A 24436-nucleotide genomic window follows, 5' to 3' on the forward strand; every position below is an offset into this window, starting at 1 on the left:
CGCTGCCATGAAGACCCAAGCCCGACTGCTGTCGCTCGCGCTGCTCGCCCTCGCCGCCGCCTGCTCCTCCAAGGGTGATGACAAGGAGGACGCCGGCACCGTGGCGGTGGTGGATGTCTGCAACAGCCGCGAGGAGGCGCTGACGCTGGACGAGTGCGAGCTCAATCCCGGTGAGACGCTGGAGCGCTTCCTGGCGAAGGAGGGCCCGCAGCGCGAGGGTGACCAGGACTGGTACCGCATCGTGCTGCCCGCCAACACCACCGCGCGCACGCTGCTCAACCTCAACGGCGTCTACGTGGCCTCCAGCACCGCGGTGCAGCTGTCGCTCACCGTGCTGGAGACGCTGCCGGACGGCAAGGAGGCGGCGCTCGCGAAGAAGGACGACAAGCACGGCCAGGGCGCGCCCAAGCCGGTGGACATGGTGCTGCCCCTGCGCGCGGACCTGGCGGGCAAGACGCTGCTGGTGCTGGTGCAGGACTCGCCGGACGTCGTCTCCCAGCCCAAGTTCGATGCGCGCAGCCCCTACCGGCTGACGGCGCGAATCACCGAGAACCCGGACACCAACGAGCCCAACGACGCCATGGCGGCCGCCACGCCGGTGGCGCTGACGTCGGCGGGCGGGGGGCTCACGGGTACGGCCACCGGCTACCTGGCCACGGACAACGACGTGGACCGCTTCACCTTCGACGTGCCACAGGGGAAGGTCCTCTACGTGGGCCTCACCGCGCCGGACCAGGGCTTCGTGCCCAACTGGCGGCTGTCGTACCAGCTCTTGCGTCCCGGCTTCCTCGTGAAGGAGGAGAAGGAGGACGAGGACCAGGTGCGCCCGAGCGTGCGCCCCGGCGTGCTGGCCACGGCGCGCAAGGTGAAGGAGGCGAAGTACGGCGGCAAGTGGATGCTGGTGGTGCGCGGCTACCGCGGCATCAGCGACCGGGACACCGCGTCGGGTGACATCCAGCAGGCCTATCAGGTGGACGTCCGGGTGCTGGACGAGGCCGACGCGCAGGACTCGCGGGTGGTGGACGGCGTGGTCGTGGGCAACGACAAGGTGGCGGACGCGCTGGCGCGCGGGCTGACCGCTCCGGCGCAGGACCTGGCCACGACGATTCCCTCGGGCGCGACGACGACCTTCACGGGGCGCCTGGGCTACATCGGCGACGAGGACTGGTACGAGGTGAGGCTGCCCGCCACCGCCGCGCCCACGCGGCTGCACTACCACCTGGTCCCCAAGAGCGAGGGGGGCCGCTTCCCGCCGCTGCCGGACATCCCGGACCGTCAGGTGCTCGTCTTCACGCTGGTGTCCAAGGGCGCCACCATCGAGGACTGGCGCACCGCGTGCGTCAACGACAGCACCGAGTGCCCCAAGGGCTACGGGGAGAACCCGGACATCGCCCCGCTGGTGCAGGACTACTGCCGGCGCACGGACTTGCCGGCGCCCATGTGCCTGCACTCGCTGCGCGAGGAGGTGTCGGAGAACCCGCGCTTCGTGAACCTGAGCAACTTCCGGGGCGTCATCCCGGTGCCGGCATTCACCGGGGAGAAGCGCTACCTCTTCAACGTCCAGGACAACGGCGTGGGCTGGGCGGACGACAAGGACTACGACCTGGTGGTGACGTGGCGCGAGGAGGACGCGGACGAGCAGGGGCGCTACTCGGGCGGCGTCGAGCAGGTGGTGACCAAGGCCATGGCCTCCACCACCGCGTTCCCCGCGCCGCCGGACACCGCGGAGTACAGCGTCTCCGGCAGGCTGTCCCACGGCTACGGCCGGCTGCGCAGCGGTGACGACCGGGTGAACGGCCGCGGCGTGCGCGGCCCCATGGACTACGACGCGGTGCCTTCCGACGTGGACTCGTACCTGTTCACGCTTCCCGCCGTGCCCGCGCCGGAGGACCGCGCGTGGCTGGTGCAGTGGGAGGTGGCGAAGTCACCGGACGGTGGCACCGCGCACGGGCTCGCGCTGGATTTGACGTTCTGTGACGGCGACGCCCCGGCGACGCCGGACGCGGGCATCGAGAACTGCGCGGTGGTGCGCGCGGGCAGCCGCAACCAGGGGCTCACGCTGGGCTACCGCTCGGATGCGCTGAGGGCCTGGCACACGCCGGCGGGTGCTTCGGCCAGCACCCTGCAGCCGCTGTACACGCTGGAGGAGCGGCCCAACTCCACCGTCGTCACCCTGGCGCCGTATGCTTGCGGTTGCCTGGAGGGACGCTTCGTGCGCGGCGGGAAGATGCGCGTGGATGTCTCCGCGTCCGAGCGCAACTCCTACGAGCAGGTGGGCTACACGCTGCGCACCGGCTACGCGGACTACCCGCAATCCTATACGCGGGATGGCGGTGTCACCACGCAGTGCCCGGGGCCCGCGGATGCGGGCACGGACCCGGATGGCGGCGTGGCTCCGCTGAGTGGTGGCTGTGTCTTCACGCGTCAGCCTTGAGCGTCGTGGGGGGCGGGGGCCCACCTTCGGGTGGGCGCTCCCGGGCCGTCGTGTCCGGCGGGCGCGGCTCCCACCGGGACAAGGTCTCCCCCCACGCGAGCAAGCCGTGTCTGGCCATGAAGGGGTCGTCCGGAACGACTCGCGCGTCCGCCGTCGGGATGCCGACGCGGTCGGCATGCAAGTCATTGCAACGGGGGCGCTCGCGCGAGGCCGCGGGCAGGGCCTCGTGGCGCAAACCCTGGCGGGCAGTCGACCGCACGGCGCCAGGGTGGATGGGGCGGTCAGGGCCGCCCGTCATCGCTTCGTCCAACGTGTCTCAGGGAGGCGCGATGCCCAGCCCGTTGAGCGTGATGCTCTTCTCGGGGAGGTTCGCCGCGTTCGACTTGATGACCAGCGCGCCCTGATACTGCTGGGCCTCGCGGGGGCGGAACGCCACCTCGACGAAGAAGCGCTCCTTGGACTTCACCTGGAAGGCCTCCTGGGGATTGAGGTCCTGGCCGTCCTTGGAGACCTTCATCGTGAAGACATTCGGACCGGAGAGGGCGATGCTGGAGACATCCAGCGTATCCTCGCCCATGTTCTTCACCTGGACGGAGTTGAAGCCCGTGGTTCCGACGTAGGTTCCGGAGCGGAACTCCTGGTCGAAAGCCATCTCGTCGCGGTCCGAGATGAGCTGCGGGGCCTTGGGGATTTCCTCGGCGCCTTCGCCGCAGGCGGCGAGTGAGAAGAAGAGAATGGGGAGCCACGGGGTGTGCAGTCGCATGGACGTTCACTCCTCGCTAGAGGGTCGATGATGATGAATGTTGTAACAGTGTTCTGTCGTAAGGCCCAGAGCGTCGGTGCATTCCTGCTCACGTTGCTGGCGGTGGGATGCGGAGACACTCGCGACGACTTCATCGGTCCGCGTGTGAAGGATGTGTGTGATGAGTCATGGCCCGTGTGTGGCCGCGTCGCCGGCTGCATCCTGGGCGAGGAAGGCTATTCGGAGGGTCGCTTCCCCGGCCGCAGCCAGTTCATCGTCCAGGTGCCGGAGGCGTCTCACATCAAGGTGAGCTTCTACCTGGATGAGGTCACCGCGGCGGGCGAGGAGACGGTGGTCATCTTCCACGAGGAGGGCTGTCGGGCGCGCATCCGGACCGCGGCGGACGGCCGCGCGGTGCTCGACTCGATGGAGAAGTTCAGCGTCTTCACGCGCGAGGCGGAGCTCACCGGCGTGGGAGACCACCTCATCGAGTTCGAGTCCGACATGCAGGCGCGCTACGCCGTGAAGGTGGACGTGACGCCCCTGCGCAATCGCTAGCCGCCGGAGGAGACGCCTTGCTTCAGCGTGCGCACCAGGTGGCTGGCCACCCGGAAGCTGTTGGCGGCGATGGTCAGCGTGGAGGGCACGCTGCCGCCGGTGGGCATGAAGCTGCCGTCCACGACGTAGAGGTTGTCCACCTCGTGCGCGCGGCAGTTCCGGTCCAGCACGGACTCGGCCGGGTCGTCGCCGAAGCGGCAGGTGCCGTGCTGGAGGATGGTCGTCTCGCCGGCGACGCTCTTGCGCTCGAGCGAGTCCGGCTCCAGCCGCAAGAGCACCTCCTCGCCGCGCTCGACCAGGAAGCGCGTCGCCGCCAGGTCCATGGGGTGGCGCTCCACGGTGATGGCGGCCACGGGGATGCCGTGCTTGTCCTTCACGTCGCCCTCCACGCTCACGTAGCTGCCCTGCGTGGGGAGGTACTCCGCGTAGACCTCGAACAGCAGGACGCGCGAGTCGCGGTACGCGCGCATGCGGTCCTTGAGCTCCTTGCCGAAGACGGCGGACGCGCCGCTGCCCGCCAGCCCCGACGCCGCGTGGATGGGATTGGGGTGCGTCCACATGAAGCCCAGCGTGCCGCCCTTGCGGAAGCCGAAGCGCGCGTCGGGCATCAGGTAGAAGTCCTGGAGGCTGCGGTTGACGAAGGGCCCAGGGTCCTTCAGCCACGGGCGCCTCTCCGCCTGCTTCGACAGCCGGAACGTCGCCTGGGACTCACCGAAGGAGCTGAAGATGAGGTTCCGCCCCACCAGGCCGTTGCCGTTGGCCAGGCCCCGCGTGAAGCGCCTGGACGTGGAGTTGAGCAGGAGCCGCGCGCTCTCCACCGCGGTGGCGGACACGACGACGACCTTGGCGGGCTGCTCCTGGGCCACGCCGTCCGCGTCCAGGTAGACGACGCTCTTGGCGCGCCCCTTCTTGTCCACCTCCACCGTGCGCGCCATGCAGCCGGGGCGCACCTGGACGTTGCCGGTGGCGACGGCGGCGGGGATGAGGCTGGCGTTGGTGCCGCTCTTGGCGCCCATCTCGCAGCCGTAGCTGCCGCACAGCGCGCAGTACGCGCACGGCGCGCGGCCCTTGTACGGGCGGCTGATGATGCCGCGCGCGGTGGGAATCGAGTGCCAGCCCATGGCCTGGCAGACCTTGTCGATCTCCGACGCCACCGGGTGCACGTCCAGCGGGGGCAGCGGAAAGGGGCCGCTCCGGGGCTCGGCGAAGGGGTGGGGCACGGCCTGTCCGGACACGCCCAGCTCCGCCTCGGCCTTGTCGTAGAAGGGCGCCAGCTCCTCGTAGGAGATGGGCCAGTCGGCGAGCGTGCTGCCCGGCACCGCGCCCAGCGTGGTGCGCAGCCGGAAGTCCACCGGCTTGAGGCGGTAGAAGAAGCCGCTCATGTGCACGGTGCCGCCGCCCACGCAGTTGGCGGTCCACGCCGCGGTGCTGCGCTCGTACTTCCCTTGGGCGCCCTTGCGCACCAGGTGCGGCTCCTCCCAGGGCAGCGGCATGAAGAAGTTGCGGCGGCTGTTGAGGATTTCGTCGTGGACGAAGTCCTGCGGCCGGTAGTGCGGCCCCTTCTCCAGCACCACCACCTTGAAGCCCGCGCGGCCCAGCTCCAGCGCCATGGGCGCGCCGCCCGCGCCGCTGCCGATGATGCAGACATCCACCGGGGGCAGGCTCACTTGTGAACCCCGCACTCGCGCAGGCACTTCGGGCCGTCGTAGCCCTCGGGGGGCGCCATCGCCACGGTGCCCACCGTGTCGAAGCCCATCAGCCTCCAGCCCACCTTGCCCTTGTTGCCGCCGTAGGACGGGTCTCCCAGGAAGCCCTCCAGCGTCAGCACGGTGAGCAGCTCCAGGAAGTGCGCCTCGCCGCTCCTGGGCGGGCTGTCCTTGAAGAGCGTGAGCAGCTCGTCCTGCTGCGCGGGCGTGAGCGACGCGAAGCCCTTCTGGAACATGCGCTGCGAGCGGTGCTCCAGCGCGGCCAGCCCCGACATGAAGTCCTCGCGCATGGGCTGCATCGAGGGTGTCTGGAGGATGCGGTCGATGTAGACGGGCACGTCCGCGTCGAGCGCGCCCGGGTCCTCGTCCTTGGGGAGGATGCGCTCGGTGGCGGCGGCCACGACGGCGAACTCGAAGGAGGAGAAGGTGTGCGTCTGCCGCCCTCCGGAGGTGGTGCCCAGCGGGCCGGGGTCCTTCGCGGGCTTGGGCTCCTCGGAGGAGCGCTTGCAGGCCAGGGGCCCCAGCAACACCACGCCTCCGCCGAGGAAGCTCAGCCGCTGGATGAAGGAGCGCCGGGTCAGGCGCCGACGAGCAGGACGCGCACGGGACATAGGCGCGGAAGCGTAACCCAGCGGGGGCATGCCTGGCGCGTGTCTGGATGCGCGCTGCTCGTCTGCTCCCTCGGGTGCGTGGGTGAACTAGGATGCGACGCAACGTTGTGCACGGCCGGAAACGCAAGGAGACCAAGATGAGACGTCATGCCTGGGCACTGGGATTGGCGCTGGCGATGGGCTGCGGCAAGGACTCGAAGCCGGACAACCCGGACGCGGGCCGGCCGGATGGCGGCGGGGGAACGACGGAGACCTTCACCAAGCTGGAGGTGGACGCGGACCCGAGCGAGTTCAATCCCATCTCCAACATCGCCATGGCGGTGGGGCCGAACGACCGCATCGGCATGGTGTACTTCGTGAACAACGGGACGGCGACGGGGAGCGAGACGAACTACGACCTGCGCTACCGCGAGTTCGACGCGGGCGTGCTCGGGCCGGTGGAGAAGATTGCCACCGTGCAGCGGGTGTACGGCGTGTCGGTGGCCTTCGGCGCGAACGGCCAGCCGGCGGTGTCGTACCTGGGCGGCGGACGCGACAACTCCACGTTCTGGCTGCAGAGCGACCTGGCGGTGTCCTACCGCTCGGCGGCGGGCGTGTGGACGGAGAGCATCGTCGCCACGCGCTCCAACGCGGCGGCCATCAACAACCCGCTGAGCGACGTGGGCTTCCTGGTGGGGCTCAACTCGTCCATCGTGTTCTCGGGCAGCCAGGCGCTCATCGCGTATCGCGACGGGCACAACGGCAACTTCGGGCGCCAGGACTGGGAGTCGGCGGACCTGGAGCTGGCGAGCGGCGGTCCCCCGTCCAGCTGGGCGTTCCGCATGGTGGCGGCGTCGGGTGACACCAAGGCGGGCTACGGCGGACACATCGGGCTCATCATGGCGGGCGCGCAGCCGGCGGTGGTGCACGACTACGTGAAGGAGGGCGCGCAGGCGACGGGCGCCGGAATCGTATTCCAGCGGCGCGCCGCGGATGGCGTGGCGTGGAGCGCTCCGGTGGAGGTCGCCACGGCGGAGAGCATCGGCAACACGCAGCTGGGGCCCTCCATGGCGTTCGACCCGGAGCAGGGCTTCGGCATCGCCGTGCAGAACCGCGGCTCCTCGTCGCGTGGCGACGTGCTGCTGTACCTGGACTGCCCGAGCCCCACCGCGACGAGCTGCAACACGAAGGGGGAGTGGTCCACGCCGGACCCGGTGTTCGGCCGTGGCACGGGTGGCTGGTATCCGTCGCTCGCGTTCGACCCCATCAACCACGAGCCCTCCATCGCGCACTACTTCTGCTCGTCGGAGTCGGGGAACAACGACACGGGCTGCAACCCAACGGAGGACCGGCTCCTCATCAGCACGCGCATCGGCGGCATCTGGCGTGAGACGGTGGTGGACGAGGACGGCGCGTGGTCCCCGAAGCTCGCCTACCTGTCCACGGGCAAGCGCGTGGTGCTGTACCGCCTGCCGGTGATGGCGCCGTCCAAGAAGGGTGTCCTGCGTCTGGCGGTGGAGCAATGAGGAGCGCGCTCCGCGCCCTCGCGGCGCTGACGCTCTCGGGTGTGGTCTCGGGCGCGGGGATGCTCGCGTGCGCGCGTCCGGACAATTCATTGTCCGGCAGCGTGTCGGAGCTGTTCCCGCTCGAGGTGTCGCGGGTGGAGATCCTCCGCAACGCGGAGGCGCTGCAGGTGAGCTACTTCCGCAACAACGACCTGGACGTGGACCTGGTGGTGCGGCTCACCGTATCCACGGAGGGGTTGGACCTGCGGCCCGGCGCGAAGGTGAACCTGGCGGGCACGACGCCGTCGGGCGTGGCGCGCGCCACGGTGGTGCACCTCAACGCGGGCGAGCCGGCGCGTGTCTTCGCGCCGGTGGAGAAGGGGGACCTGCAACTGGAGTCGGGAGGCAACCCCGGCGAGCAGACGCGCGGGGACTTCTCCATGTCCTTCAAGAAGGGCGAGGGCTACGGCGCCGGTCGCAGCCTGGAGGGGACGTTCTCCTCCGAGGCGCGCGACGCGGGCTTCGGGCCGGAAGAGGGCGAGCCGCTCGACGCGGGTACGCCTCCGTAGGACCGAGGCGGAGGCGACGCCCGGAGGCTCGGGCGTCGCCTCGCGCGAGGGGCGCGGTCCGCTCGCGCGTCTCAAGTCGGCGCGTCGGCCCCGAGGAGCGCCGCCGCCGCGCCAGCGCCTGGCGCGAACCCTCCGCGCGTCTCGGGTCGGCGCGTCGGCCCCGAGGAGCGCCGCCGCCGCGCCAGCGCCTGGCGCGAACCCTCCGCGCGTCTCGGGGTCGGCGCGTCGGCCCTGAGGAGCGCCGCCGCCGCGCCAGCGCCTGGCGCGAGCCCTCCGTCAGCGTGCGGGAGGGCCCGCCGGGCGCGCTGCTCGCGGAGCCCCGTCAGTGCGCCGCGCAGGTGTTGAGCGCGAGCCCCTGGGACACGCGGGCCTGGTCCACGGTGTGGCGGGCGAGCGCCGTGGCGCCGCCCTCCTCGTAGATGCGCCGCGCGAGCGCCAGGGCCTCGCTGGCGTGCACCGTCAGCGTCTGGCCCGCGGCGTCCGTCACCGCCACCGTGCCGTCCGCGGCGCCCTCGGCGCGGACCAGCAGGGCGCCCGCGTCGTCGCGCACCGCCATGCCGTTCTCCAGCGGCTCGAAGTGGCGGATGACGGGCTCCTGGCCCTCGCGCTCCAGCTCCAGCCGCATCACGCCGCTCTGGGCGTCGCGCGACATGCGCAGCACGTCCGTGGGGCTCAGGCGCACCACGCGGGTGCCGTCGTCCTCGCCGTCCACGCTGGACACGGGGTTGTTGCCGCTCCAGAACTCGATGCTGTTGATGATGAGCGCGTCGATGAGCGAGCCCAGTTGGTACACGGGCACGATGACGAGCACGAGGAACATCAGCCACTGCACGAACTTCTCGCCCGAGATGTTCTTGTTGAACTGCCAGATTTTCTGCGTGAGCTTGAAACTGCCGAAGCACCCGGTCGCGTGCATCGAGATGAAACCGGCGCACAGCACGGCGAGCCAGGGAGACGGACGCTTCATCGTGAACCCTCCTGGGGGGATGGAAGGACTGCGAAGGCAGACGCACCATGCCACGTCGGTTTTCCCCGGCACACCGTGTTCGTGGCTTCATCCGATGGACAGCACTTCCCAGCCCTTGGAGGTGCGAGGATGCGGGGGATGCCTTCCCCGCGTTTGTCATCGAAAGCCTTCGTCGCGTGGCTCCTGTCCCTGCCGGTGCACGCCGCCGAGCCCGTCGACGCCGAGACGCGCGCACAGCCCCGTGAGGCCGATGCGCCACCCGCCGCGCTCGTGTGTCTGGCCCGGTGGTATCCGGCGCTCACGCCCGTGCGACTCGACTCGTGCTGGGGCTTCTTGCTGCCCGACGGACGCTCCTTCCCGTTCGACGACGGACAGACGAAGTCGTTCGCCCGCAGGCTGGAGGCCCCGGACCTGGAGGACACGCTGTCCATTCCCTATCGAAAGGGGCCCATCACCCCGGTGACCCGCGAGGACGAGGACCCCGGCCGCATCCGCTTCGAGCCGCTGTTCGAGGCCACCTACGGCGCTGCCCGGGAGCAGGTGGACGTCATCCCCATCGACTTCCTGGGCCAGCGCTTGAAGGTGAACCGCAAGGTGGCGCCCGCCTTCGAGCGCGTCAGCGCCCGGCTGGCGTCACTCGTGGCGAAGGACGCCTCGCTCAAGCCCTATCTCCAGGGCGTGGGCGGCACGTTCGTCTGGCGCAACATCGCCAACACGAACCGACGCAGCGCCCACGCGTACGGCGTCTCCATCGACCTCAACGTCGCGCGCTCGCACTACTGGGAATGGCAGAAGCCTCGCAATCCCGTGCGCTGGCGCAACTCCATCCCCCAGGCCCTCGTGGACGCCTTCGAGGCGGAGGGCTTCATCTGGGGAGGCCGCTGGTACCACTACGACACGATGCACTTCGAGTACCGGCCGGAGCTGCTCGACGCCGCGTGTGCTCCGGCCCGGTGACGAGGTCAGTCGCCCTCGCTCTGCACCAGCCCGTACTTGTGCAGCAGCGAGTAGAGGTGCTTGCGGTCCAGCTCCGCCTCGCGGGCGGCGCGGGCGATGTTGCCCTTGGCGCGGCCCAGCAGGCGCGTGAGGTACTCGCGCTCGAAGGCGCGGATGAGCTCGTCCTTGCACACCTTGAACGGGCCGGTGAACTCGGCGGGCAGGAAGTCGCCGGCGGGGGCGGGGGCCTCGCGGGTGAACTCGCGCAGCAGCGCGTCCCCGGCCAGCTCCGGGATGTCCACCATGTGCCGCGCGCGCTCGAGCGCGTTGCGCAGCTCGCGCACGTTGCCCGGCCAGGTGTGTCCGTTGAACTGCTCGCGAATCTTCTCCGGCAGCCGCAGCCACAGGCCCTCGCCCGCGAAGGCGTCCACCAGCAGCGGGATGTCCTCCTTGCGGTCTCTCAAGGGCGGCAGGCTGACGGTGAACACGGAGAGGCGGAAGTAGAGGTCCTCGCGGAAGCGGCCCGCCTGCGTCTCGGCCCAGAGGTCCTTCTTGCTCGCGACGACGATGCGCGCGTCGAACGAGATGGGCGTGGAGGCGCCGAGCCGGCGGAACTCGCGGTCCTCAATCGCTCGCAAGAGCTTGGGCTGGAGGTCCAGCGCCAGGTCGTCGATTTCGTCGAGGAACAGCGTGCCGCCGTTGGCGCGCTCCAGACAGCCGATGCGCTGGCTGACGGCGCCGGTGAACGCGCCCTTCTCGTGGCCGAACAGCTCGCTCTCGATGAGGGAGTCGGAGACGCTGGCGCAGTCGAAGACGACGAGCGGCCCGGGCGCGCGGGGGCTCAACTTGTGGATGGCCTTGGCGGCGGCGCCCTTGCCGGAGCCCGTCTCGCCCACCAGCAGCAGCGTCGAGTCCGTGGGGGCGATTCTCTGGAGCAGGGCGAAGATCTGCCGCATCGGCAGGCTGCGGCCCACCAAGTCTCCCAGCCGGTCCTCCAGCGTGGGCTCCACCTGCACGGGGGCCAGCTGGGGGCTGAAGCGCAGGCGGACATCGCCCACCTCGAGCAGCGCGCCGGGCCGCAGGTACGCCTCGCGCACCTGGGCGCCGTCCAGGAAGGTGCCGTTGGTGGAGCCCAGGTCCTGGACGAGGAAGCGGTCACCCTGGCGGCGCACCACCAGGTGGTTGCGGCTCACCGTGGGGTGGTCGATGACGACGTCGTTGTCGGCCGCCTTGCCGACGCGCAGCGCTTCGTTGGCGAGCGGAAAGACGGTGCCGGCGCGCTCGGTGTCGAGGAGGACGAGGTGGAATTGCTGCGCGGAGAGTCGCTCACCCTGGCCTCGCGCGTTGATGACGGTGTGCGAGGGGATGGGGGCTGGGGGCAGAGGGGGCATGACCGGGCGGGGATTCTAGACGGCTTCTCGTCGCGAGGTGACTTCCTGTCGGGTGGGGTTCAGGCCGCCCTCCAGGCGACCGGGCATGGTTGGAGCCCCAGGGGGCCGTGATACGACGGGCCACCCCTATGCGCTCCTCCTCCCTGCTCCTGCTGCTGGCCTCCGCCTGCGCCACCGTGCCGCGGGCTCCCACCCCCACCACCCCCGCCGAGGCGCCCCCCGGGGCCACGCGTGTCTGGAAGCAGACGCGCGCGGTGGTGGTGCGCCACGCCACGGTGCTGCCCGCCTCCGGCCCGGCCATCGAGGACGGCGCGGTGGCCTGGGTGGATGGAAAGCTGACGGCGGTGGGACGCAACGCCGAGGTCACGAGCCCCCCGGGCGCCGAGGAGGTGGACGGCACCGGCCTCTACGTCACCCCGGGCATCATCGACGCCCACAGCCACCTGGGCGTCTATGCGTCGCCCGACTCCTTCTCCAACTCGGACGGCAACGAGGCCACCGCGCCGGTGACGGCGGAGGTCTCCGCGGAGCACTCGTTCTGGCCGCAGGACCCCGGGCTTCGCCGCGCCGCGGCGGGCGGCGTCACGTCCCTGCTGGTGCTGCCCGGCAGCGCCAACCTGATTGGCGGCCGGGGCTTCCCGGTGAAGCTGCACTTCGGCCGCTCGGCGGCGGAGGTCCGCTTCCCGGGGGCGAAGGACTCGCTGAAGATGGCGTGCGGCGAGAACCCCCGGCGCGTCTATGGCGCGGGGCGCAACATGGCGCCCGCCACCCGCATGGCCAACGTGGCCGGCTACCGGCAGGCCTTCGCCCAGGCCCGCGACTACATGGCCAAGCGGGACGAGTGGACGAAGAAGAAGGAGAAGAGCCTGGACGAGGCGGGTCCGGAGCCGATGCGTGATTTGAAGCTGGAGACGCTCGCGGAGGTGCTGCGCGGCAACATCCTGGTGCAGAACCACTGCTACCGCGCGGACGAGATGGAGGTGATGCTCCAGGTGGCCCAGGAGGCGGGCTACACCATCCGCGCCTTCCACCACGCGCTGGAGGCCTACAAGGTCCGCGACAGCCTGGCCGCCAAGGGCGTGGCGGTGGCGACGTGGGCGGACTGGTGGGGCTTCAAGCTGGAGGCGTGGGACGGCATCCCGGAGAACGCGGGTCTGCTGTCGCAGGCGGGCGGCAAGGCCGTCATCCACTCGGACTCCGCCTATGGCATCCAGCGGCTGAACCAGGAGGCCGGCAAGGCGATGTGGCGCGCGCGGGAGTCGGGCATCCCGATTCCGGAGGACGAGGCGCTGCGCTGGGTGACGCTGAACGCCGCGTGGGTGATGGGCGTGGAGGGCGTCACCGGCTCGCTGGAGCCGGGGAAGATGGCGGACGTGGTGCTGTGGAAGGGCCACCCGCTGAGCGTCTACGCGCGGGCCCAGAAGGTGTGGGCGGACGGCGTGGTGACGTTCGACGCGGGCTCGGGCGCGGTGGAGGCGAGCGACTTCGAGGTGGGCGAGATGGCCCAGGGCCCGGCGAAGCTGGTGGCCGCGTCCGCGCCGGTGCCGTCGCTGACCGACTTGGGCCTCACCGAGCGCTGCGACGTGACGAAGACGCGCGAGTGCGCGCAGCCCCTGGCGCTGGGCGCCGAGGCCTGCACCGTGTTCCAGGGCGTGACGGCCTTCACGGGCGCCGCCTGGGTGAAGGGCGCCACGGTGGTGGTGGACGGCGGCAAGGTCGCGAGCGTGCGCCAGCAGGGCGAGGGCGGCGCGGTGCCTTCGGGGTGCCGCGCGGTGGACGGCAAGGGCCGCGTGCTGACGCCGGGCCTGGTGGACCCGCTCACGCAGCTCGGACTGGTGGAGGTGGGCGCGGAGGTGTCGACGCAGGACGACGGGCTGCGCGGCGAGGCGAACAAGCGCGACGTGCGCGCGGCGCTGGTGTCCGCGGAGGACGTCAACCCCGTGTCCGCCGCGTTCGCGGTGGCGCGGCTGGGCGGCGTCACCAGCGCGCTGACGGTGCAGCACGGCGGGCTCATCTCGGGACAGAGCGCGCTCGTGTCGACGGACGGCGCGGTTCGACGCACGCCGCTGGCGATGCACATCCACCTGGGCATCGGCGGGCGGGACGCGGTGTCGGGCTCGCGGGCGCTGGTGCTGGAGCGGCTGCGCGAGGTGCTGTCGGACGCGCGCGAGTATGGCCGGCGCAAGGGTGACTTCGAGCAGCGGCGCATGCGCGACGTGGGCGCGAGCCGCCTGGACCTGGAGGCGCTGCAGCCGGTGCTCGCGGGCAAGCTGCCGGTGGTGATGGTGGCGCAGAAGGCGTCGGACATCCGGGCGGCGCTGACGCTCGCGCGCGAGTACAACCTCAAGCTCGTCATCGCCGGGGCCAGCGAGGCGTGGCTCGTGGCGAAGGAGCTGGCGGACGCGAAGGTGCCGGTGATCCTTCAGCCCACGCAGAACCTGCCCCTGGACTTCGACCGGCTCAACAGCCGGCTGGACGCGTCGGCGCTGCTGGGCGCGGCGGGCGTGAAGGTGCTGTTCTCCGTGCTGGGCGAGCCCGGCATGGTGCGCACGCTGGCGCAGGAGGCGGGCAACGCGGTGGCCTGGGGCCTGCCGCACACCGAGGCGCTCAAGGCGATGACGTCGAACGTCGCGGACGCGCTCGAGCTGCCGGTGGGGCGGCTCGCCCCGGGCGCGACGGCGGACGTGGTGCTGTGGAACGGAGACCCGCTGGAGTCGGCCACGCGGCCTTTGGGCATGTGGCTGGCCGGACGGCAGGTGCCGCTGGTCAGCCGTCAGCAGGCGCTCTTCGAGAAGCACCGCGCGCTGCCCGCGAAGTAGCGCGGGACGTTCGCTGAAATTAACCACGCGGCGACCGCCCCCCGAGGAGGACGGCCGCCGCGTGCCTTCATCGGGACACGAGGCGCGGGCCCGACTCAGTTCCCTTCATAGATGCCGATGACCCCCGCCACCCACTTCTTGGTGGTGGAGTCCTGGTAGCCCAGGAAGGACACCAGCATCCGCCGGCCACTGCCGGAAGCATCCGCCTGGATGTCGCTCACCCGGGACATCCCGTAGCGGCGACCGAACACGTCCAGGCCATAGTTGGTGATGTTGCCGCCCTTGACGCGCGACAGACCGCCGCCCCACGACGCGCCCGTCCAGATGCTGCCGTCGGACGGGTCCTTGCCGAGCGCGGACAGGTACTTGTCCACCAGCCCCGAGCCCTTGCCCAGGTGGCCCAGCACCGCGCCGTTCGCGTCGATGCGCACCAGGCCGTTGCTGAAGGAGCTCAGCCACACCGTGCCGTCGTTGGCCACCACCGCGCCGGAGATGTTGTCCGGCACGCGCTCGGCGGGCGTGGAGTACTCCGGCTTCGCGTCCGGCCACAGGTCCAGCTTGTTGGTGGAGTCGTTCTCCGAGCCCGTCTGCGCGCGCCAGAAGTTGCCGCCCAGCGTGCCGTAGCGGAAGCGCGTGGTGCGGTCCGAGCCGCCGAACCACACGTCGCCGCCCGGGTCCACCGCCACGCCGTAGTACGCGTCCGTCAGGAGAATCACCCGGCCGTTGGCGTCCAGCGCGTTGACGTGCGGGTGCACGTGCTCGAACACGCCGGTGCAGTTGAGCTGGCCGTTGCACATGGGCGCGCCGTTGAACTCCGCGTTGCCGCGCGCGAAGCCGTGGTTGCCGCCGAACCAGATGCTGTTGGTGCGCTTGTCGTAGCGCAGCCGCAGGATGTTGCAGAGCTTCTCGCGCCCGCGGGGCTCCGCGGCCACCACGTTGGGGCCGGAGAAGATGTCGTAGTGGATGACGTCCAGCGTGCCGTCACCGTTGAGCGTCACCTTGTCCGCGTCACCGCTCTTGTAGCGCGCGGGGTCGGGGCTGGGGCCGTCCCAGTTGTTCTCGCAGTGCTCGGAGCCCTTGCCGGGCATGCCCTCGTAGCCGACGAAGACGGTGCCCGCCTTGCCGCCCGCCACGGAGATGACCTTCAGGTACTTGGCGCCCGGCGGCGTGCTGCCGTCGTCCATGTACCCGTACGGACGCAGGCCGTCCTCCATGCCGTAGCGCACGAAGCGCTCCGCGCCGCGCTTGAGCAGGAACAGGCCCTCCTCGCCGCCGGCCACCCAGATGTTGCCCGCCTCGTCGGCGCTCACGCCGTACACGGTGAGCGGGCCGCCCTGGTCCGCGCCGTAGAAGCGCCAGCCGGGCGCCGAGGGCAGCGGCGGAATCTCCGCGTCCGCGCGCGGGTCCGGCGTCGTCGGGCCGCCACCGCCGTCCGGCGTGCCGGCATCCGGCCCGGTGGGCTCGCCACCCCCGCCGTCCGGCGTGCCCGCGTCGGGCTCGGTGGGCTCACCGCCCCCGCCGTCCGGCGTGCCCGCGTCCGTCCCGTCCGAGGGGCCCGGCCGCTCGGGCGGAGGACCCGGGTCGTCCATGCCTGGGTTGTCCTGCTGCGACTCGTCGCTGCTCTTGGAGTCGCAACCCGCCATGGTCCACATCGCGCCCGCCATGAAGAGCGCACCCGCCCAGCGCCATCCCCGCGTCATCCGCATCCACCCCGCGAAACCCGGACCGCCCCGGATGGGCGACCGTCGTCCGGGCACCTGCATCGCAAGGCCGATGCCAGGGTTTACCGCCGCGCCAAGCCGCCCTTCGTCCGCTCCCGGACAACGGGTGGGCAATCGGCTGCCCTGCCAGGGCAAGTCGCTGTCCCGAAGACCCCAGCAAACGTGCTAGTGGCTTGCCTCCATGGGTGGGAACGACGCGCGAGGTCGCACACCGCTGTCCCTGGTGGGCCAGGAGCCGGACCTCCTCTTCTACACACGGCAGGCGGCCGAGCACGGCGGGCCAGTGTTGGTCCTGGGCGCCGCCAACGGCCGGGTGGTCTGGGCCCTGGCCGAGCACGGCTACACCGCGGTGGGCGTGGACCCCTCCGAGGTGATGATCCGCTCCGCCGAGGAGCGCCGCGCCTCGGAGCCCGCGGAGGTCTCCAACCGCGCCCGCTTCCTCGTCGCGGACCCGCGAGCGCTCCGGATGCCGGACCGCTTCCCTCTGGTGCTCGCCCCCCAGCACGCGCTGGGGCTGATGCCGGGCAATGATGATTTGGAGGCGTTCCTCGCGACGGTGCGCCACCACCTCACGCCCGACGGCACCTTCGTCTACGACGTGCTCAACACGCCGCGCGAGCCGGTGCTCCCGCGCGATGATGAAGAGCCCAACGCGGGCCTGGAGCCGCGCCGCCCGCTGTTCGCCCTGCACCTGCGCGAGCGCAAGCAGCCGGGCGTGCCCAGCCCCATCCGCCGGCTCAAGCTGCGGCACTTCTCGCCCCAGGAGCTGGACAGCGCCCTCACCGCCGCGGGCTTCATCCCGCGCGAGCGCTACGGGCGCTTCGACGGCAAGCCCTTCGACCTGGAGGACTCGCGCCACATCGGCGTCGCGGGGCCGTGAGCTCCACGGCTACTTCTCGAAGCGGTAGCCCAGGCCCCGGACGGTGACGAAGTGGCGCGGCTCCTCGGGGTTCGGCTCGAACTTCAGCCGCAGCTGGCGCATGAAGTTGTCCACGGTGCGCGCGCTGCCCTCGTAGTGGTAGCCCCACGCGCCGGACAGCAGCTCCTCGCGGGTGAAGGTGCGCTCCGGGTGCGCCAGGAAGTGCGCCAGCAGCTTGAACTCCTGCGCCGTCAGCTCCACGGCCGCGCCGCCCCGGGCCACGGTGCGCGCGTTCATGTCCACGCTGACGTCGCCGAACGTCACCGGCGGCGCGCCCCCCGGCGTCGGGTAGCGGCGGCGCAGCACGGCCTTGATGCGCGCGAGCAGCTCCTGGAGGCCGAAGGGCTTCACCACGTAGTCGTCCGCGCCCAGGTTGAGGCCCAGAATCTTGTCGGTCTCCATGCCCTTGGCGGAGAGGACGACCACGGGCGTGTCCCGGCCGCGCTGGCGCAGCTCCTTGAGCAGCTCGAAGCCGTTGAGCTCCGGGAGCATCAGGTCCAGCACCATCAGGTCCGGGTTGTCGTCCAGCGCGCGCTGCAGGCCGGTGCGGCCGTCCTGGGCCTGGAGCACCTCGTAGCCCTCGAAGCGCAGGTTCATGGAGAGGCCGGTGAGGATGGACAAGTCATCCTCCACCACCAGGATGCGCCGCGTCGTGTCGCTCATGCCTTCTGCACCGGAAGGTGGATGGTGAACCGGCTGCCACGGCCCAGCTCGCTCTTCACGGTGATGCTGCCGCCGTGGGCCTCGATGATACGCCGGGCGATGGCCAGTCCCAGCCCGCTGCCCTCCGTCTTTCGCGTCAGCAGGTTGTCCACCCGGTAGAAGCGCTCGAAGATGCGCTTGCGTTCCTTCGGAGCGATTCCCACGCCGTTGTCCTCCACCGTCAAGTCAACCCACCGGCCGGAGCGGTGCGCGCTCAGCTGGATGCGCCGGTCCGCCGGCCCGCTGTACTTGTAGGCATTCTGCAGCAGGTTGAGCAGCGCGCCCGCGACGGCTTCCTTGTCCACGTCCACGCGCGGCAGGTCGTCGGCCACGTCCACCTTCAGGTCCACGCCGCCCTCCAGCCGCTGGGCGCGGAAGGCGGACACGGCGGTGTCCACCACGTCCATCACCGGCAGGGGCTCGCGCTGGTACACCTTGCGTCCGCCCTCGATGCGCGACCAGTCCAGCACCCGCTCGATGAAGACGGACAGCCGCTCCGTCTCGCGCGTCAGCAGGGTGAGCACCTCCTGCATCTGCGCGGGGTCCTTGAGGCGTCCCAGGGCGAGCGTCTCGATGAACATGCGGATGGAGGTGAGCGGCGTGCGCAGCTCGTGGCTCACCAGGGACACGAAGTCCGTCTTCATGCGCGACAGCCGCGCCTCGCGGTACAGCACGCGGCCGGTGTAGACGACGCCGAAGGTGAGCGTCAGGTAGAAGAGCCCCAAGAGCACGCCGTACACGGCGCGGTTGCGCGTGGAGGCGCGGGCCACCGGGTCCTCGCCGGTGGGCAGCACCACCAGCCGGAAGTCCTGCAGGGGCGGGGACAGCACGCGCTCGGCGAGCACCTGCGGCCCCAGCGCGCTGGCGCGGGCCTGGGCCACCTCCGACACGAGCTTGCCCATGAGGCCGCCCTCGCCGGAGGACTCGCGGGGCACGGGCATCAGGCCGAAGCGCACCGGCTCGCTGGACACGGCGCGCGGCTCCACCTGCTCCGTCATCAGCGTCTCCAGGGCGCGCACGGACAGGCGGACGCCGCGCACGACGGCGCCGTCACGCTCGGCCACCACGACGACGGAGCGTCCACCGGTGGACAGGGAGAAGAAGGTGGGCGCCTCGGGGAGCGAGCCGACCTCTGGCAGCACGGTGCCCAGGGCCTCGGCGAGCTGGGGGTCCTCGGTGATGGCGCGACCGCCCTCCAACTGGAAGGTGCCGTCGGGCTCGGAGAGGATGCGGCCGTCGGCGGCCTCCAGGCGCAGGGTGCCGGCCTCCTGCTCCAGCCGGGCCTCGGCGAGCTGCCGGGGCAGCTCCTGGGAGAGCGTCTCCAGCGTCCCGCGCCAGGCGGACTCCAGGCGCTTCTCCACCGCGGCGCGCTCGTTGATGATGGCCACCACGCCGAAGCCGGACAGGCCGGCGGAGGGCAGCACCACCAGGATGATGAGCAGGGCGAAGGTGCGCCGGAAGCTCAGGATGACGGAGGACGAACGGGACACGTCCCACTCCTTTACTCCCACCCGGTGCGACACGCTCGGGCGTTTCGTCCTGGGGGGCGGCGAGGCCGTCTGTCCGGCACCCGGAGGCCGCCCCGGGAGGCCATCGACTTCGCGGGGGGTCTGGTGCAAGCATGCCAGGCTCGCGGGGGAGGCGAGCGACCAGGGCCGGGCGTGTCCTCCCCTCCGACACAGCGCGGCAACTTCCGACGACGAGGCACGGTGGGTGGTGGTCCCGTCGGGGGACGCGAGAGGAGACTTCATGAAGCGGCATCTTCTGGCCGGAGTCCTGGCGGCGGCGCTCGGGCTGTGTGCGTGCGAGGACCGCTCCACGGGCGCGGCGTGGACCAACGCCTCCGGCTCGGTGGCGCTCAGTCGGGACGACGCCTTCCTGTACGTGGTGGACGCGGACACCGGCGTGCTCGCCGTGGTGGAGACCGCGAGCGGACAGAAGGTGGGCGAGGTGAAGGTGGGCGCGGGGCCGGAGCGGGTGGTGGTGGGCCCGGACGACACCGTCTACGTCTCCAACCGCGGGGCCCGCAGCGTGTCCGTCATCCGGCGGGGTGACTGGAACGAGGCCGCGCGGGTGGCGGTGGGCGTGGAGCCGATGGGGCTGACGGTGTCTCCCAACGGGGACACGCTCTACGTGGTGAACAGCACGGCGCTGGACTCCTCGGTGTACGGCACGCTGATGGCGGTGGACACGCGCACGCTGGAGGTGCGCTGGGAGCTGCCGGTGGGCGAGGAGCCGCGCGGCGTCGCGCTGGTGGATGGTGGACGCAGGGCGCTGGTCAGCTTGTTCCGGCACGCGGACCTGGTGACGGTGGACCTGTCGGACGCGCACCAGCCGCGCATGCAGCGCGAGGGCACGGACCTGTACGCGCGGGCGAACACGCGGCAGGGCGTGGCGGCGGATGAGCCGATTCCCTTCCCTTCGTCGGACGTGCTGTTCCGTCCGCGAGGCATGGCGGACGTGGTGGTGGCACCGGACGGCGCGCGGGCCTTCGCGCCGACGTTGTGGGCGCGCGAGGACTCGCTCACGAGTGACGGGCGGGGGCCTGGGGGGTCGCTCTATGGCGGGGGTGGGCCGTGCAACACGGCGGGCGTGGTGGCGCCGGGCGTGTTGACGTTCGACACGGGGGATGGCTCGCCGCGCGTGGACGATTTGGACCAGTGCCGTCCGCCGCCGAGCGAGGAGCCGGACTTCCCGCCGTCGACCATCGTGAGCCCGGAGTCGAGTCACCCCATCCAGGGGCCGGTGGCGGCGGTGGTGGACCCGTCGGGGCAGTGGCTGTTCCTGGTGAACCGCGAGACGGACAACGTGGCCATCCTGCCGACGCAGCGGCGCACGGGGTTGGATTTGACGGGGGAGCGGGGCAGCACGGTGCGGCAGTTGGTGCGGGTGGGCTCGGGGCCCAGCGGCATCGCGATGACGCGCGATGGGCGCAAGGTGTACGTCTACAACGCGTTCGACCACACGGTGACGACGTTGGTGAACGACGGCTCGGGGAACGTGGCGAACGTGCGCACGCAGGGTGCGCCGATTCCGGTGGTGGGGGAGGACGTGCTGACGGCGCAGGAGGCGGCGGGGCGCAAGCTGTTCTATTCGGCGTTGGATTCGCGGATGACGAGCGCGGGGGTGGCGGCGTCGTGTGCGTCGTGTCACCTGGACGGGCGGGATGACGGGCACGTGTGGGGCTTCCCGGACGGGCCGCGGCAGACGCCGAGCCTGGCGGGGCGGAAGGTGACCGAGACGGGACCGTTCCACTGGAGCGGGGAGTTCCCGTCGATGAGGGACTTCCTGGACGCGACGGTGCGAGGGCGGATGGGCGGTACGTCGCTGGATGGGGTGATGGTGGCGCAGCTGTCCGCGTTCATCGACGTGATTCCCACGCCGGACAATCCGTATCGGGGCTCGGTGCAGACGGCGGCGCAGGCGCGGGGTGAGCAGGTGTTCAAGAAGGCCGCGTGTGACACGTGTCACGAGGGCGCGCACTTCACGAACAACAAACAGGCGGACGTGGGGACCTTCATCACCACGGGGCCGATGCGGGACGACGACAACACGCGCAAGCGGGGATTGAACACGCCGTCGCTGTTGGGCCTGGCGCGCACGGCCCCGTACCTGCACGACGGCAGCGCGCTGTCGCTCAAGGGCCGGCTGATGCAGGGCAGGGCGTCCAACAAGCACGGCACCACCGCGGACCTCACGGAGACGGAGGTCGACGACCTGGTGGAGTACCTGCGCACGCTGTGAGGTGCGCGCTCAGCGGGTGGGAAGCTCGCGGAACGTGATGCCGTCCAATTGCAGGCGGCTCACGGTGTCCACGAGGCGCTCGGTGCCGATGAGCATCGTGGCGAAGTTCCCCAGCCTGAACAGGTCCAGCTCCATGGGGAGTGAGGCCGCGTCCAGGATGGGGGCCTCGGGCCAGCGGAGGTTGAGGCGACCACATGTCGAGCAGGGCGGTGGATGGTCGGGAGGCATGCAGTCGGAGTGGAGCTTCCCGACGGGATTGAGCTGAATCTCCAGCAGCTCTGGTGGGTTCTTCTGCCGGAAGCGCAGCTCGGTGCGGCGTAACTGTCCGACGAGCGACGTGCAGGGAGGCATTGCCGGGGTAGCAGTCGTGGTGGACCCTGGCCGGAGTGTCGAAGCGGGTTGAGAAGTAGGAGTGGTTCCAGGTCGCCGAGGCCTTCGAGGCGAGCGGCCTGACGCAGAAGGAGTTCTCCGCACAGCGAGGGTTGAGGCTGAGCACGCTGCAGTCGTGGGTATACCGGAGCCGACGTCAGCGCCCCCGGAAGGAGTAGGAGGTGCGGCTGCTGCCGGTGGAGGTATCGACCGTCGCGCCGCCGAGCCCGGTGCAGTTCGAGGTGGTGCTGGCCAGTGGAGCTAGGTTGCGGTTCGCCGCGGACGCCGACGTCGACTACGTAGCCCGGCTCGTCACCGCCCTGGGTAGGTGAGGCGTGTTCACGCTTCCGGCGTCCGTGCGCGTGGTGCTGGCCACCGAGGCGGTGGACATGCGCAAGTCGATTGATGGCCTCATGGCGCTGGTGAAGTCCGCCTGGGGTGAGGACGTCTACTCCGGCCACCTCTTCGCCTTCGTCTCGAGGCGGGGCGACCGCATCAAGGTGCTGACGTGGAGTCGGGGAGGCTTCGTGCTGCTGTACAAGCGGCTGGAGACGGGCCGCTTCCGGCTGCCCAAGGTGGACGCGGACGCGAGCGCGGTGCACCTGGACGCGACGCAGTTGGCGATGCTGCTGGATGGCATGGACGTCACCGAAGTCAAACGCTCGCCCGCCTGGACGCCACCCGGGCGCACGTCTTCGTAGCGCGAGGACAGCCCGAGGCGCGGCAAGGTGTTGGCACCAGGTGCCACGCGAGCTACCCCAAGACCACCACTGCGCCTGGAGAGAAGAGGCCGAAGAGCTCAAGGCCGAGGTGAGCCGGATTGGCGGAGAGCTGGACTCGCTGCGAGGACGAATGGCGGCGATGGAGCGGCGCCTCTTCGGTAGGAAGACGGAAAAGCTGCCGTCGGTGGCCAAGGAGCTCAAGCCGTCGTCCACGCGTCCGGAGGACGAGGCGGCCCGGGCCGCGAGTGCGCTGCGGACCCGACGCGAGCGCGCTGCACGCAAGGCTGCCAAGGCCGTGGAGCGCGAAGTCCCGCACGAGGTGCCCGCCGAAGAGCGGCGCTGCCCGGCGTGCGGCAGCGAGGCCCTCAAGTCTCTGGGCGAGGGGCGCCGGACGGTGGTGTACGAGTACGTGCCGGCCTTCTTCGAGAAGCAGGTGCATGTGCAGGAAGTCCGTAACTGTTCGCCGTGCCCCGTCCCGGCGCCGTGCTGACCCGCCCGGGACGGCCGGCGGGAGCGACCGTCAGTCCTGGCTCTTCGGAAGTGTGACCGTGCCTGGGTTCTCAATGGCAGCGAGCGCAGCGCGCCGCAGGTAGTTACCGGGGTCCTCACCTCGCAGGCGTGCCGTCTCGATAAGGGAGTAGAAGAGCGCGGCGACCTCGGTGCCTCGCTTCGACTTGCTGCCGTAGTGGTTCTTGCGGCCCATCACCATGTCGCGCATCTGCCGCTCGACGTGGTTGTTGTCGATGGGCACCACGGGATTTCTCAAGAAGACGGTCAGCCCGTCCCACAGCTTCAGCATGTACTCCAGGGCCTTGCGGACGCGCTGCCCGGGGCGGCTCGCTGGGCCAGTGCCCACTGCCGGATGCGCTCGACGACTGGCGCGGAGCGCTGCTGGCGTACGGCGAGCCGCTGCGCGAGCGCGACCTGGCGCTCCTCTGCCGTCAGGGCGTACCAGCCGGGCAGGTCCGCCTCAATGGCATACACCTCGCCGATGAGCCGCAGCACCTCTTCGCATGCTGGCGCGAATTGCTTCGCCTCGAAGAATTTGCGGCGCACGTGCGCCCAGCAGAAGGCCAGCGTCGCGGGGGAGGGCCCGTCCGGGCCCGACTTCGTCGCCGTCTGGTATGCCGCGTACCCATCCACCAGGACGACTCCGGCGTAGTCTCCCAGCACCGTCCTGGCCGTCGCACCGGAGCGGCTGGGGAGGATGCGGTGAAAGACGGTGTCCGGCGAGGCCACCGTCCAGGCGTACCATTTGGTGCCTGGCCCCTTCTCCAACAGCAGCCAGTACGTCTCGTCCGCGTGGATGACAGGCGAGGTGAAGACTTCGGCCAGCAGCGCCTCGTAGGACTTCTGCAGGTGGCCGGCCAGCGCGTCGAGTTGGTCCCAGAGCGTCTGCGCCTCCACCACCAGGCCCTCGCGCAGGTACAGCCGCTGCTGACGGGCCAACGGCAGGTGGAAGCCGTACTTCATGAGGGCCACGTAGACGGCGAACTCCAGCGAGTAGCGGCCCCCCGGAATGAGCCGCGGCGGCGCGGGGGCTGTCACCGGCGCACAGCCCTGGTGGCAGCGGTACTTCTGCCGGCGCACGCGACGCAGCACGAAGCTTCTCTCGACGACGGTGACTTCCTCGCAGTCCTCCGTCTGCCCCTCCCACGCGTGCAGGCCACCGCCGCACAGGCCGCAGAGTCGGTCCGACTCATCCAGCGGCAGCAGGACTTCTTGCACCTTCAACTCGGGCTGGGCCGTGGGGCCGTGGCCGCGCTGCGGCTTCGTGCGCGGAGGCTTCGCGGGCTTCTCCCCGTGCTTCTCACTGGAGGCGCCGAACAGACGCCTCTGCAGGAGGGCCAACTGCTCCTTGAGTCCCTCGAGCTCCAACTGAAGCCGCGCCTGCGCGTCCTCGCCCTTGAGCCGGGCATTCTCGAGGGCGAGGGCTTCAAGGCGCTGGTGCAGCCGGGCGTTCTCCGCCTCCAGCAGGCTGGCCACCTGCCTGGCTGTCTCCAAGTCTCGAAGCTGTTCCACGCGCGTCATGACTCTCCGCT

Annotated in this window: 19 protein-coding genes and 3 pseudogenes; 12 read left to right on the plus strand and 10 right to left on the minus strand. The window is 70.8% G+C overall.

Translation table 11 applies throughout. From position 1 onward, the window contains the following. Positions 1–7 precede the first annotated feature (7 nt). Positions 8–2434: a hypothetical protein gene (locus AC6JA9_RS07430; RefSeq protein WP_497959336.1), complete on the plus strand. Its 2427-nt coding sequence runs from the start codon at positions 8–10 to the stop codon at positions 2432–2434. Positions 2435–2750: 316 nt separating this feature from the next. Here the strand turns inward: AC6JA9_RS07430 and AC6JA9_RS07435 are convergent, their stop codons facing one another. Then, a complete protein-coding gene (locus AC6JA9_RS07435; protein ID WP_223746356.1) occupies positions 2751–3197 on the minus strand; it encodes a hypothetical protein in 447 nt (148 codons plus the stop codon). A 48-nt stretch (positions 3198–3245) separates the two neighbouring features. Between AC6JA9_RS07435 and AC6JA9_RS07440 the strand changes: the two genes are divergently transcribed. Next, the gene (locus AC6JA9_RS07440; RefSeq protein WP_223746357.1) at positions 3246–3734 is read left to right on the plus strand and encodes a hypothetical protein; all 489 of its coding nucleotides are present in this window, start codon (positions 3246–3248) and stop codon (positions 3732–3734) included. Here AC6JA9_RS07440 and AC6JA9_RS07445 read toward each other — a convergent pair. Further along, positions 3731–5401, minus strand: a complete 1671-nt coding sequence (locus AC6JA9_RS07445) for a GMC family oxidoreductase (RefSeq protein WP_223784815.1) — start codon at positions 5399–5401, stop codon at positions 3731–3733. The two genes, AC6JA9_RS07440 and AC6JA9_RS07445, sit on opposite strands and share 4 nt — an antisense overlap. Then, positions 5398–6051: a gluconate 2-dehydrogenase subunit 3 family protein gene (locus tag AC6JA9_RS07450; protein WP_497959337.1), complete on the minus strand. Its 654-nt coding sequence runs from the start codon at positions 6049–6051 to the stop codon at positions 5398–5400. The genes AC6JA9_RS07445 and AC6JA9_RS07450 overlap by 4 nt, the downstream gene beginning before the upstream one ends. 137 nt (positions 6052–6188) lie before the next feature. Here AC6JA9_RS07450 and AC6JA9_RS07455 point away from each other — a divergent pair, with 137 nt between their 5' ends. Further along, positions 6189–7556, plus strand: a complete 1368-nt coding sequence (locus AC6JA9_RS07455; protein WP_473566336.1) for a hypothetical protein — start codon at positions 6189–6191, stop codon at positions 7554–7556. Then, a complete protein-coding gene (locus tag AC6JA9_RS07460; protein ID WP_223746361.1) occupies positions 7553–8104 on the plus strand; it encodes a hypothetical protein in 552 nt (183 codons plus the stop codon). The genes AC6JA9_RS07455 and AC6JA9_RS07460 overlap by 4 nt, the downstream gene beginning before the upstream one ends. 322 nt (positions 8105–8426) lie before the next feature. Here the strand turns inward: AC6JA9_RS07460 and AC6JA9_RS07465 are convergent, their stop codons facing one another. Then, a complete protein-coding gene (locus AC6JA9_RS07465; protein WP_141328777.1) occupies positions 8427–9071 on the minus strand; it encodes a DUF3332 domain-containing protein in 645 nt (214 codons plus the stop codon). A gap of 138 nt (positions 9072–9209) precedes the next feature. On the opposite strand from AC6JA9_RS07465, the gene AC6JA9_RS07470 reads away from it, so the two are divergent. Further along, positions 9210–10028 carry a M15 family metallopeptidase gene (locus AC6JA9_RS07470; protein WP_497959338.1) on the plus strand — a complete coding sequence of 273 codons (819 nt, stop codon included), beginning with the start codon at positions 9210–9212 and terminating at the stop codon, positions 10026–10028. A gap of 5 nt (positions 10029–10033) precedes the next feature. Here the strand turns inward: AC6JA9_RS07470 and AC6JA9_RS07475 are convergent, their stop codons facing one another. Further along, positions 10034–11398, minus strand: coding sequence for a sigma 54-interacting transcriptional regulator (locus AC6JA9_RS07475; protein ID WP_248542174.1), 1365 nt, complete (start codon positions 11396–11398; stop codon positions 10034–10036). A gap of 128 nt (positions 11399–11526) precedes the next feature. Between AC6JA9_RS07475 and AC6JA9_RS07480 the strand changes: the two genes are divergently transcribed. Further along, on the plus strand, positions 11527–14217 hold the full coding sequence (locus tag AC6JA9_RS07480) for an amidohydrolase family protein (RefSeq protein ID WP_497959339.1): 2691 nt from the start codon (positions 11527–11529) through the stop codon (positions 14215–14217). 95 nt (positions 14218–14312) lie between these two features. On the opposite strand, the gene AC6JA9_RS07485 is transcribed toward AC6JA9_RS07480, so the two are convergent. Then, entirely contained in the window at positions 14313–15917 is a 1605-nt protein-coding gene (locus AC6JA9_RS07485) for a ligand-binding sensor domain-containing protein (RefSeq protein WP_223784821.1), read from the minus strand. Between the two features lie 202 nt (positions 15918–16119). Here AC6JA9_RS07485 and AC6JA9_RS07490 point away from each other — a divergent pair, with 202 nt between their 5' ends. Beyond that, entirely contained in the window at positions 16120–16818 is a 699-nt protein-coding gene (locus AC6JA9_RS07490) for a class I SAM-dependent methyltransferase (protein WP_223746365.1), read from the plus strand. 9 nt (positions 16819–16827) lie between these two features. On the opposite strand, the gene AC6JA9_RS07495 is transcribed toward AC6JA9_RS07490, so the two are convergent. Both AC6JA9_RS07495 and AC6JA9_RS07500 read right to left on the minus strand, forming a co-directional pair. Beyond that, positions 16828–17520 (minus strand): response regulator transcription factor, encoded by a 693-nt coding sequence (locus tag AC6JA9_RS07495; protein WP_141332557.1) that lies wholly within the window; start codon positions 17518–17520, stop codon positions 16828–16830. Continuing rightward, complete coding sequence (locus tag AC6JA9_RS07500) at positions 17517–19049, minus strand: sensor histidine kinase (protein ID WP_408891701.1); 1533 nt, start codon at positions 19047–19049, stop codon at positions 17517–17519. Before AC6JA9_RS07500 ends, AC6JA9_RS07495 begins: the two co-directional genes overlap by 4 nt. Before the next feature lie 259 nt (positions 19050–19308). Between AC6JA9_RS07500 and AC6JA9_RS07505 the strand changes: the two genes are divergently transcribed. Next, positions 19309–21303: a c-type cytochrome gene (locus tag AC6JA9_RS07505; protein ID WP_497959340.1), complete on the plus strand. Its 1995-nt coding sequence runs from the start codon at positions 19309–19311 to the stop codon at positions 21301–21303. Positions 21304–21312: 9 nt separating this feature from the next. On the opposite strand, the pseudogene sitI6 reads toward AC6JA9_RS07505, so the two are convergent. After that, positions 21313–21618, minus strand: a pseudogene (gene sitI6 / locus AC6JA9_RS07510) (SitI6 family double-CXXCG motif immunity protein); the annotation flags it as partial. 107 nt (positions 21619–21725) lie between these two features. On the opposite strand from sitI6, the pseudogene tnpA reads away from it, so the two are divergent. The 4 genes and pseudogenes from tnpA to AC6JA9_RS07530 form a co-directional block, all read left to right on the plus strand. Continuing rightward, a pseudogene (tnpA, locus tag AC6JA9_RS07515) lies at positions 21726–21851 on the plus strand (IS66 family insertion sequence element accessory protein TnpA); the annotation flags it as partial. 3 nt (positions 21852–21854) lie between these two features. Next, positions 21855–22004, plus strand: coding sequence for a hypothetical protein (locus tag AC6JA9_RS07520; protein ID WP_497959341.1), 150 nt, complete (start codon positions 21855–21857; stop codon positions 22002–22004). A gap of 3 nt (positions 22005–22007) precedes the next feature. Then, a complete protein-coding gene (tnpB, locus tag AC6JA9_RS07525) occupies positions 22008–22373 on the plus strand; it encodes an IS66 family insertion sequence element accessory protein TnpB (protein WP_497959342.1) in 366 nt (121 codons plus the stop codon). A 151-nt stretch (positions 22374–22524) separates the two neighbouring features. After that, positions 22525–22884 carry an IS66 family transposase zinc-finger binding domain-containing protein gene (locus tag AC6JA9_RS07530; RefSeq protein WP_497959343.1) on the plus strand — a complete coding sequence of 120 codons (360 nt, stop codon included), beginning with the start codon at positions 22525–22527 and terminating at the stop codon, positions 22882–22884. A gap of 30 nt (positions 22885–22914) precedes the next feature. Here AC6JA9_RS07530 and tnpC read toward each other — a convergent pair. Further along, positions 22915–24425: pseudogene (gene tnpC, locus AC6JA9_RS07535) on the minus strand (IS66 family transposase). Positions 24426–24436 lie beyond the last annotated feature (11 nt).

It is taken from the genome of Myxococcus sp. MH1, assembly GCF_059738865.1.